Below are 11,411 nucleotides of genomic sequence, written 5' to 3'. Positions count from 1 at the left end.
AAATTGTTGATAAAATTAAAATACTTATAAATATAGAAATATACTAATAAATAAAGGTTTATCTAAAAGATAAACCTTTATTTATTATTTCATATTAAATTTTATCTTATACCTCAATTATAGATTTTGTCGGGGAATGCTCTGAATCCTTTCTATTTTATATCACTTCGCAAAAATTTCTTCTCCTCTTCTAATAAATCTAAACCAAGTGTTCCGCCTGGATTCATAATATTATCAGGGTCAAAATGATTTTTTAAAGCACGGAAAATGCTATACTCCTTTCTACCTAATGAGCCCTCTAACCAAGGCCCAAACATTTTACCAATACCATGATGATGGCTCATTGAAGCTCCTGCTTTTTGAATTGCATCAAGAATACCTGCATGATATGCTTTATATTCTTGTGGGTCACTCATCTTTGCTATAAAGATAAAGTATAAATTTGCTCCCTGAGGATAAACATGAGACATATGTGTCATACATATTGTATTAGGTCTACTCTTACAGTAAGCTCTTACATCACGATGAACTTGAGACATATTACTCCAATTTACGCTACACTCCATAGTATCAGTAACAATTCCAAAATCCTGCATAGTATCACGCATATATGGATCATTAAAACGTCCCTTTTCCCATGATTTTGTAACTATCCCTGTTAGATTCATCCCTTCATATTTCTTTGCAACCTTCTTTGCAATCCTCGCACAATTTTTGCTAAATCCCTTTTCACCATTGGTAAATCCAAGGAATAAACACATTTCCCCTTCTTTGAAGCCTTTAATATTAAATAATCGTCTTAATGGACTTTCATCTACTCCATACAACCTTAGCATAATCTTAGTCTCTTCTGGATCAGATAAACGAAATACTGATGGAAATCCAGCTTCACTTTGCATTATTTCTCTTGCAGCTTTTTGTGCTGTTTCCCAATCTTTAAACATAAATGAAAATCTCTTAATTGTCTCTGGAGTATGACGAAATACTTTTAGTGTTACATGAGTTAAAACTCCAAAAGCCCCTTCTCCACCCATCATAATTTGTCCAATATCAGGTCCAGTAGCCTTTCTTGGATAGGAATCTGTTTTAATATTGCCTATTGGCGTTGCATATTCTTGACCCATTACAATATCACTTATACATCCATAATAGGTACTGTTTTGTCCAGCTCCTCTAGTGACAACCCATCCTCCTACAGATGAATATTCAAAACTTTGTGGGAAATGACCACAAGTATAAGCTCTTTCTGCTTTAAAAAGCTTAACAGCATTATTTAATGTTTCTTCTAATTTTGGGCCACTCATCCCTGCTTCAACCGTAATTGTTTGATCTATCTCATTAAATGATATAACCTTATTAAATCTTAATCTCATATCAAGAGAAATTCCACCTCTTGTACATTCAACTCCTCTTGTAACACTTGAGCCACCACCATAAACATAAACAGGTATTTTTTCCTCTGTACAATAAGCAACAATCTTTTCAATTTGCTCTTTTGTATCAGGATAAATAACTACCTCTGGAATATTCTCTATAATCTTATTACGAAGACGTAAAATATCATACATAGTTTTTCCATAAGCTACTGATAGCCTAGAATAATCATCTGTACGTACAAAGTCTTCACCTACTATGTCTTTAAATCTATCAATTTGTACCTTACTTAATTTACAAGGAATATCATATTTAACTTCATCAAAGCCCAAATCTTCTTTGTATTCCTTAAAGAATTCATCATCTAATCCAAAGGTTTCTTTAATCATCTTATATAAGCTCTCTTTTGGGGCTTTAATCTGTGATGGTTCCCCCCACTTGAAAATAGAACGGTAAGATTTTTTACTAAATTTTTCATTAACCCACTTTGGTTCAAAATCTTTATATGGATGTGACATAATTTTCCTCCTCTTATTAAGTAGTAATAATTAATTTTCTTTATATCTTTTCATATTTACTAGCTACTTAAACTAAATATTTATTTAAGTAATATTCTTTTTATATAAAGGTAAAAGCTTTGGAAATATCTTTTTATAAACTTCATTAAATAATTTTTCATATAATTTGTGCTCTTTCATATCAGGTATAAATTCATCTTTAATATGAACCATAGCTTCTACTGCTTCATCTATATTTGAGAAAACACCTTTTGAAATAAAAGCAACTATAGAACTTCCAAGTCCACTCGCTTCATGAGTTTGAATGCGACAAACAGGAATCCCAAACATATTAGCTGTTATTTGACATATTTTATCACTTCTAGATCCTCCTCCAGCAACAAAAACCTTATCAACTTTAAGCTTTCCTCTTCTTTCAATAGTTCTCATTCCATCTAATAATGCAAAGTTTATCCCTTCAATTATAGCCCTGTATATATGTGTTCTTGTATGAATATCAGAAAAACCTATAATTGCTCCTCTTGCCTTTGGCATTACCACGCCTGGAGTAAAATATGGCTGGAATATAAGACCATTACAACCTGGCGGAATTTCTTTTAACCTTTCGTTTAACAACTCTTCAGGATCAATACCTTTTTCTTTTGCTTGCTCTACCTCTTTTGCTGCAAACTCTTTTTTAAACCAAGATATAAGCCAATATCCACGATAAATCTGCACTTCTGGATTATAGTGATTTTTTAGCACTGCAGGATAAGCAGGAATAAAAGGTAACGGCTCCATATATCTATCAGTAGTAAGTTGTATAGTTGCAGTAGTTCCAAAGCTAATAGCTGCTTTATTAGGTGTTGAGCATGAAAGTCCAAGTGTTTCGCATCCTTTATCTGACCCTGTAGCTATTAAAGAAAGATGTGTTCCAATTCCAGTCATTTCACTAGCCTCTAAAGAAATTTCACCAATAATTTCTCCTGGTTCAACTAAGTCGCATAGCTTTTCCTTCTCTACATCAAATATACATCTCTTAATATTATTTGCTCCCATCCATCCTCTTGATTTGCTATCAAAAGGTATATGGCCAATCATATTAGCGCAGGAATCAATAAATTTCCCTGTAAGCTTATAATTTAAATATCCCGATAATAATAAGTATTTATATGTTTTATCCCATATTTCTGGTTCATAAGTTTTTATCCAGTTACAAGCAGATACTTTCCTTTGTAGCTCAACAGCTTCCCCCATTCCAATTAAATTGAATAAAAGTTTTGTTGTCATCTTTATTGGTTCCATATCTACTGTTTCTCTTTTATCTAACCACAAAATTAAATCTCTTAAAGATTCTCCATCTTTATCTACACAAATATAACTCCCTCTAATTGTTGTACATGTTACTGCAATTATATCCTCCCATAGTTCACCACATTGATTTTTCAACTCTAAACTTACCTCACAAAGAGATTCCCAATAGAAATTTGCACTTTGTTCTGCCCAGCCTGGTTCTTTTGCATAATAGGGCTGTGCATATTTCTTTTGTGACTTCATAACAATATTCCCATTGGCGTCTACCAGCATAGCTCTTGCACTTTGAGTCCCCATATCAAAGGTTAATACCAAAGGTGTAGACATAATATTACTCCCTTCATTTATTAATACTATTTGTTGCAATTACATTACAGCCACTCTCTAAAATGTTTTCAAGAATAACATCTCCACAGTTAACTTCATAATCTATAACTATTTTATTTAATACTTTCATAGCATCAAATACTTTTTCCTTTGGAATTTCTCCATCAGTGCGTACTGGTAAAAGTGGCATTTCCTTAAAAATAGTTTTTACTGTAGTTGTCAAGGTACGTACTGGGTTTATTATTTCACTTTTTGCAAACTCTTCCCCACGTTTGCAATTATTTCCCGTTACACTTATATTTTCTCCTTGCATTTCTACGGAGAGCTTACAGCCCATTGGACAAACAATACATATCATATCCATTTATTTATGCACCTCTCTTAATGAAAGCTGAATATTACTATTTTCATGTATTTCGACTTTATTAAAATTTACTACTATACGTTCCATCTCAGGAGGACGTAAACTTCTATATTTCTTACTAAAAATCTCTTTATTATCAACTGTTAGAGTTAAAATAGTTTCACCTCTCTCTTTATTTGAACGAAAAAATATAACTGTCTTATCAGAAACTTTATTAATATCAATTCTTTGTGGTATGGTATATAAAAAGCTATTATCTGAATTAATTTTAGCCATAACACGATTACTTTTAGAATAATTTGCTGCAGCCTTTCCTGCCGATTCTCCACTTTCTGATACATAATCTACAAGGTCATTTACATGCATAGCGTTACCACAGATAAAAATCCCATCTTCCATTGTCATATAGTTTTGATCAGCTATAGGTCCTTTTGTTCTTGTATCTAAAGAAATATTTAATCCCTCAGCTAGCTCATTTTCTGGAATAAGTCCAACTGACAAAATTAAGCTATCACATTCTACTATTTTTTCAGTTCCTTTTATAGGATTCATGTTTTCATCTACCTTTGCAATTTCCACAGAGGTTAATCTTTCTTCCCCAAATACCCTTGTTACTGTATGACTTGTATAAAGTGGAATATTAAAATCATCTAAACACTGTGAAATATTACGCATAAGTCCGCTTGGTGTAGGTTTAGCTTCATATACGCCTAGAACCTCTGCCCCCTCAAGAGTTAATCTACGAGCCATAATCAGTCCAATATCACCGCTTCCAAGAATAATACAACGTTCAGTAGGTAACTGTCCTAAAATATTTGTGTAATACTGTGCAGTTCCTGCTGTAAAAATACCAGAAGGCCTTGTACCATGAATTCCAATCTGTTTTGCTGTACGTTCACGACAACCAGTGCTTAATACAAGACTTTTTGCTATAATCTTACGAACTCCACTTCTGCTTACTAAAGTAAGATGAATTAAATCCTTCTCTTTCTTAATATTAATTACAAAGGTTAATAATTCCACTTGTACATTACTTTTTTTAACTTTTTCTATAAATTTTTGTGCATACTCAGGTCCAGCCATTTTCTTCTTAAACTTTACGAGTCCAAATCCATCATGAATACATTGTTTTAATATTCCACCAAAGCGACTTTCACGTTCTATTAATATTACCTTTGCACCTTCACTCTCTGCTGAAAGTGCAGCTGCAAGTCCTGCTGGTCCTCCACCAATAACTGCAACATCAAATCTTTCAACATCATTCATTTTCTATCTCCTCCTTTGTGCTACGATAAACAATATTACTTTCTTGGCCATTTTTAAAAACATCTTTTAATTCTACTCCCTTTTCTTCAGCAATAACTTGTACTACTAATGGACTACAAAAACCACCTTGACAACGTCCCATCCCTGGTCTTACACGTCTCTTTACTCCATCTAAAGTGTCACAAGGCACAGACCTACGTAATGACTCTATTATTTCTCCCTTACTTATTTCTTCACAGCGACAAATAATCACGCCATAATCAGGATTATCATTTATTAGCTTATTTCGTTCATCTATATCAAGTTCGGAGGTTCTTACTATCCTCTTACGATAAGGATTAAAATTCTTATTTTTTTCAATATTATTATTCTTTGAAAGTAAATCAACTGTCATTTTGGCTACATCTACAGCAATTGCAGGTGCTGCAGTTAAACCAGGCGATTGTATCCCTGCGGCATGTACAATATTTTTAGTAAAGTGTCCTTTTTCTATTATGAAATCCTCTTCATATGTAGCCGCTCTAACACCAGTAAAATAGGTTATGATATCAGATCTACTTAATAATGGAGAAATTTCCTTTTGCCTTTCAAATACTCTTTTAATACTTTCTAAATCAGTTGAAAAATCTTCTTTATTATGAGTTTCTATAGCATCTGGTCCCACTAATAAATTACCATCTATGGTGCTTACTACTCCTCCACCTTTAGATTTTGCTTTCTGTGTATCTACTGTTCCCATTAAAGAAGCAATAGTATTTACTTGAAAAGCTACTTTTTTATCTAAGATAGAATTTGTCCCCTTTCTAGGATGTATTGAAAAAAAGTGGTCCACTGCCATTTTTGCAATATCCTCGCTAAATACACCTGCTGCATTTATTACAATCTTAGGATAAACTGTGCCACGATTTGTAGTTATACTTTTTATAACTCCATCCTCGACCTTCATATTAAGTACAGCAGTATCAAGGCTTAATTTCACTCCATTATCAACTGCATTTTCAGCATAAGCAATAGTCAACCCATAAGGACAAACAATTCCTGCACTTTTAAAGAAAAGTCCACAACTGATATTCTTATTTAAATTAGGCTCTCTTTTTATTAATTCCTCTTTACTCACATAACTACAAGACACATCCATTCTCCTCCAGTGCCTTGGAGCTAAAGGTAATATATATTTCATAAACTTACTTGTAAACCCTAAATATTGTCCAGTTCTTTTAAAAGGTACATCTAACTCTTTACAGATTTCGTCGTACATTTTATTTCCCCATGCATTATACTTCTGTTTTACTTGTCCAATTTTCAAATCTATCCCTGGGTGTATCATTCCATCATTTCTACTTGAAGCATGAAGTGCAACATCATGCTCTTTATCAACTAATAAAATACTTAAATTCCATTTACTTAATTCTCTAGCAATAGCACACCCAACAATTCCAGCTCCAATTATAATAGCATCAAATTTTTTTCCTTCAAGAACATTATCCTTTAATAAAGGGATTTTCATAGGCATAGCCTTAATATTACTACAAGTAATATTGTTAACAACATGCCTTCCACTTTTTCTATCAGCACATATACGACCTGCATTTACAACATCATCCCAGCTATTTAAATTGCCACTTAATGTTATAATATTATCTTTTTCTGTTACGCTAATACTATTCCCAAACTGCTTGTATAATTTTTTCTTAAGCTTGTTTAGTGACTGCATTATCTCATCTCCTTTGTCAGTCAACCGACTGACTTAATTCATTAATCTAAATATATTCATTTATTTTTGGAAATATGTTACAATTATATATAATTCTTAATATAAAGTTAGTTAGGAGATATTTTATGGCTTCACCACTTAATTCGAATATTAAAGAAAAAATTGTTAAAAATACAATTTTACTTTTACACAATACGTCCTTTGATGATATTACTCTTGCTAAAATTGCAAAGGAATCAAATATAAGCAAAGGAACTTTGTATTATTACTACAATAATAAAGAAGACATACTATTTGATATTATTGATAGATACGTTTCTAAACTTGCTGATGATTTACTAGTTTGGGTTGAAAATGAAGAAAAAGATACTAGTGCTCCAAGACTTTTTAAATATGTTTTAGAAAGAGGCGCTGAAAAAGAATATGGAAATTTAAGACTTTATTTAATTGGGGCCTGCGTTTCTGAAAATACATCTTTACGAGAAAAATATGTTGAAAGATATCTTTATTTTAAAAGAAATCTAACTAAAAAGATTAATGAAAGACTCCCTAACTTTGATGGAGAATATTTAGCTTGGCTATTACTTACTACTATGGATGGGATATTAATACAAAATCAACTTAATAATCCTGAGTTTAATAGTGAGGAGTTTATAAAAAAGACTGTTTCATTTATGCTTAAATAAAATATAAATACTTACATCTAGAAATGATAGGTATCCTAAAGAACTTCTTTTAGCTAAAAATGAATTTTTTAATGAGTTTATATCTATAAAATTAAAAGCCCACGATTTAAAAATCGTGGGCTTTTTATGGTGGAGATGACGGGTGTCGAACCCGTGTCCGAAAGCAGACCAGCTTGACTTTCTACGAGCGTAGTTTGTGACTAAAATTTCGGTCCTTAGTTCGCTCACAAACAAACTCCTAATTCCCTAGCTTCATAAATACCCCTTTAGCTCAAAGCTTTGCTAAACTTCGTTTCCCACTTTATGACACCAGCGACCCGAGACGTGGGCATCCCGGACTGATGAGCGGCTATATTAAGCTGCTAATGCAAAATTGTCTTCTGCGTTTATCTTTAATGCATACTTTATTATCGAGGTGACATGCTTGCCTCGGCTCGCTTATCAAACCCATCTTACCCCCGTCGAAGCCAAAACATCCCCAGGTTAAAATTAGTTTAACGCGAATATTCAATTTTCATTCCGTGTAGTAATTATATATTATAAAAAATTTTCTGTCAACCGAGCTGGATTATGTAGTTTCTCCATTAATTAGCTATATTTTCTACAGCTTGAATTTTTAATTTTTAGATGAAATTTTTATAAAAATTTAAATGAGACTGAATCAAATTGAATTATTAAATTCAACCTTCATACAGTCTCAATATTATGCTAATTATTATTTTTTGAAGGCTTTTTATCTTCTGATTTATTTTTATTTTCATTAGATTTATTGTTGTTTACTTCTGGCTTATTTTCTTTACCTTGCTCTTTATTTTCATTATTAGCATTTTGATTTATCTTTTCATTTGAATTAGAAGAATTTTCATTTGTTTTATTTTCTTCTTTCTTTTCTATAGCTTTTTCTTTTGCTTCATTACTATTTTCTTTTACATCTTGAGAATTATCTTCTTTTTTCTTTTCTTCTTTTTCTTGAGAATTATTTTCTTCATTATTCATGACTCTTTGCTCTTTTATTTTCTTCATTATATCTTTAACAGGAGCATTAGCATATTCATCTAAAGTTACATCTGGAGATACTGCTTGAAGCTTTTGAATTAAGTTTACTTTTCCTGGGGATATGCCTAATCTTTCTGCTTCTTCAAATCTCTCTTTGTTTATGTTTTCTTTTATTACCTCAGTATTTTCTATTTCTTCTTCTTTTAATCCTTCTTCTACTCCAGCTTCTGCTTTATCTAGTACTTCATCACTTGTTGATGCAAGCATAACAGAATTCTCATCATCCTTACCTATATATCCATTTTGAGTTGCCGATTCTACTAATAGTTTTATAGCATCTTTAACATTTTTATTTTTAACTTTTAAATCTTTACTAATAGCTTCTCCATCTGAATTTAGTGACTCTACATCTAAAACTTTGTTATATCTGTTTGTAGTAATTTTTATACTAGGATTAATATCAAGAGTTAGATAATCTGTTGGAGTAGCATAAGAATATCCAAATCCACCCATACCTAATAATAAAGCTAATGATGTTGCAAATACAATTCCCTTTTTCATACTTATTCCTTTACCTTTTTCATATTCATCTCCAATTTTGAGATTCATTTTATTCTTAATTTTTTTAAATTTTCCTTTATTATCAAGAGTAACAATATAGTTATCACTTGCTTCTACTACTAAAGCTTTCCTCACTTTACACCTCCAAAGTTATGTATTCTTTTATATAGTGATAATCACCTAAAAGAATTATTATCACTGCTATTATATACTTTCGCGATCTTTCTATAGTTTTTCGGGGTACCCCTACATTTTCTTCAATTATTACTATTGGAAGTTTCTTATTTTTTATTATTTCCTCTATAACTTTTTCACTCTTCATTATGTAATTAAGTATTTTGTTGTATTTAATACGAGTAGATTTCCACTTTGGAGAAGCTTTAACTAAATCTTTAAATGTTATATTATATTTTATTAATTCTTTAGTAAAATCTTCAATTTCAAGTTTTCTTAAATAGCTTATATCCTCTAATTGATGATTTTCTATAGATCTACTATTTATAAACTTGTCCCTATTATCTCCTTCATATTTTATTACTTTTTCTCTTAATATTTTTTTATTTTTTCTATAATAATCAATTAATCTAACCTTAATAACTCTCTGTGAATATGATAAAAAATTTCCCTTATCTATGTTATATCCTTTTATTGCTTCATAAAATGCCATCAGTGCAATACTGTACTCATCATCATTAGTTGTATCAATATATCTTTTTAGGGACTTGTTGCAATAAGCTATAATAAAAGGCTTATACTCCTCAATAAAATCATTTATTTTCTTTTCGTCATTTTTTAGTTCCATTACCTTTTCATTAATATCACTTAGCATAACTCACCTCTCTACAATACTATTCGTAAGAGCGAATATAAAATTTAAGGTACTATAACAAATATTTTCTATAATTTTATCATTATAGATAAGCTTTTTATAATGGTAAGTAAAGGATAGGAAATTTTATAATATAAAAGAAAAAAGGAGTAAATAAATTTTAAAAATTCACTTACTCCTTTATAAATTTTTAGATTTTTCTTTAATAGCTATACTAGTAGATTTGTTAAAAGTCTCAAATCAATTTAAGCATAATTCACTATCATACATTTTATTTTTTTATGTGAATATTATCTATCTTCGTCAGCTGGATACTCAATTCCTATTTGCTTTCTAGCTTCTTCTATAACTTCAATAACATCTTTAGAAACCTTTAATGAATTAATCTTTGACTCTTTCTCATTATTTCTAATTAAATTTGCAAACTCCTCTACCTCGTAGCACATATTAGCTTCTTTATGTTCTAACGATAAATTTTCTTCTCTACCATCTCTATAAACTATTTTTATATTTTCAAAACTGTTTATCTTATCTATTATAATGCTTCCCTCTTCCCCTTGGATTTCTGACGGAAGATATGAATTGCTTATCTTTGAATATATAACTACTCCTTCCATGTCATCATACCCGAAGACTATACTTCCTTCTCCATCTACTCCTGTTTTAAGCATTATTCCATTTGCTTTTATTGCTTTTGGCTTACCAAAAAGATTTACCATTGGAGCTATGCAATATACACCTATATCCATAAGAGCGCCATTTGATAATTCTCTTTTAAAGGCATTTAAAATTTCACCTGCTTTATACTTATCATATCTTGATGAATATTGACAAAAGCTTGCAAAATATTTTCTAACCTTACCTATTTTATGTAAGTTATCTTTTATAACTCTAAAATTAGGAAGTAATGTTGTTTTCATAGCTTCCATTAAAACAACATCATTTTCTTTTGCTGCATTTATCATTTCATTTACCTCTTTAGTATTTGACGCAAATGCCTTTTCACATAATACATGCTTTTTATTATTTAAAAATAGTATTGCTTGTTTTGCATGCATTGCATTAGGTGAAGCTATATAAACTGCATCTAATAAATCACTCTTAGCCATTTCCTCTAAGTTTGTAAATACATTTTCTATATTGAATTTTTCTGCAAACTCCTTTGCTTTTTCCTCTGTTCTTGAGTAAACTGCTGATATTTTTACACCTTCGACTTCTCTGGCTCCAGCTATAAGCCATTCAGTTATAAAGTTTGTTCCTATAACTCCAATATTAATCATAATTATCCCTCCAACTCATTTGCTCCATTTTAATTTTATATTTTAATTATATCCTATATATTTATCATTTTCTATTAAAGAAAATTTGTATTTATTAACTTTATTAAGACTTTTATATAAATTAATTTTCTTATTTATATAAACTAATAATATTTATATTTTTAATGCACATACTACTATTATTAAATTTTTGTTTTTATAAA

Annotated in this window: 9 protein-coding genes and 1 other RNA gene; 1 reads left to right on the top strand and 9 read right to left on the bottom strand. The window is 30.6% G+C overall.

Features of this window, described 5'->3' with window-relative positions; genetic code table 11:
* Nucleotides 1-152: 152 nt before the first annotated feature.
* The 5 genes from ACZJV1_RS04530 to ACZJV1_RS04510 all read right to left on the bottom strand — a co-directional run bounded on the left by ACZJV1_RS04530 (nt 153) and on the right by ACZJV1_RS04510 (nt 6,856).
* A complete protein-coding gene (locus ACZJV1_RS04530) occupies nt 153-1,892 on the bottom strand; it encodes an FAD-binding oxidoreductase (RefSeq protein WP_463651568.1) in 1,740 nt (579 codons plus the stop codon).
* 84 nt (nt 1,893-1,976) lie between these two features.
* Nucleotides 1,977-3,512 (bottom strand): FGGY-family carbohydrate kinase, encoded by a 1,536-nt coding sequence (locus ACZJV1_RS04525; protein WP_463651567.1) that lies wholly within the window; start codon nt 3,510-3,512, stop codon nt 1,977-1,979.
* Nucleotides 3,513-3,525: 13 nt separating this feature from the next.
* Nucleotides 3,526-3,876, bottom strand: a complete 351-nt coding sequence (locus tag ACZJV1_RS04520) for a DUF1667 domain-containing protein (RefSeq protein ID WP_463651566.1) — start codon at nt 3,874-3,876, stop codon at nt 3,526-3,528.
* Nucleotides 3,877-5,142, bottom strand: a complete 1,266-nt coding sequence (locus ACZJV1_RS04515) for an NAD(P)/FAD-dependent oxidoreductase (RefSeq protein WP_463651565.1) — start codon at nt 5,140-5,142, stop codon at nt 3,877-3,879.
* Nucleotides 5,135-6,856: an FAD-dependent oxidoreductase gene (locus ACZJV1_RS04510; RefSeq protein ID WP_463651564.1), complete on the bottom strand. Its 1,722-nt coding sequence runs from the start codon at nt 6,854-6,856 to the stop codon at nt 5,135-5,137. The genes ACZJV1_RS04515 and ACZJV1_RS04510 overlap by 8 nt, the downstream gene beginning before the upstream one ends.
* Nucleotides 6,857-6,981: 125 nt before the next feature.
* On the opposite strand from ACZJV1_RS04510, the gene ACZJV1_RS04505 reads away from it, so the two are divergent.
* Complete coding sequence (locus tag ACZJV1_RS04505) at nt 6,982-7,542, top strand: TetR/AcrR family transcriptional regulator (protein ID WP_460286370.1); 561 nt, start codon at nt 6,982-6,984, stop codon at nt 7,540-7,542.
* Nucleotides 7,543-7,669: 127 nt separating this feature from the next.
* Here ACZJV1_RS04505 and ssrA read toward each other — a convergent pair.
* From ssrA to ACZJV1_RS04485, 4 genes are all read right to left on the bottom strand, one after another.
* Nucleotides 7,670-8,022, bottom strand: a transfer-messenger RNA (tmRNA) gene (gene ssrA, locus ACZJV1_RS04500).
* A gap of 228 nt (nt 8,023-8,250) precedes the next feature.
* Complete coding sequence (locus ACZJV1_RS04495; protein ID WP_463651563.1) at nt 8,251-9,234, bottom strand: anti-sigma-I factor RsgI family protein; 984 nt, start codon at nt 9,232-9,234, stop codon at nt 8,251-8,253.
* A gap of 1 nt (nt 9,235) precedes the next feature.
* Nucleotides 9,236-9,928: an RNA polymerase sigma-I factor gene (sigI, locus tag ACZJV1_RS04490; protein WP_463651562.1), complete on the bottom strand. Its 693-nt coding sequence runs from the start codon at nt 9,926-9,928 to the stop codon at nt 9,236-9,238.
* A gap of 290 nt (nt 9,929-10,218) precedes the next feature.
* A complete protein-coding gene (locus tag ACZJV1_RS04485) occupies nt 10,219-11,208 on the bottom strand; it encodes a Gfo/Idh/MocA family protein (RefSeq protein WP_463651561.1) in 990 nt (329 codons plus the stop codon).
* Nucleotides 11,209-11,411 lie beyond the last annotated feature (203 nt).

The sequence above is a fragment of the Clostridium sp. LS3 genome (assembly GCF_055330225.1).
Note: the sequence above shows the minus strand (reverse complement) of the source record. Positions and strands in the feature narration are given on the sequence as shown.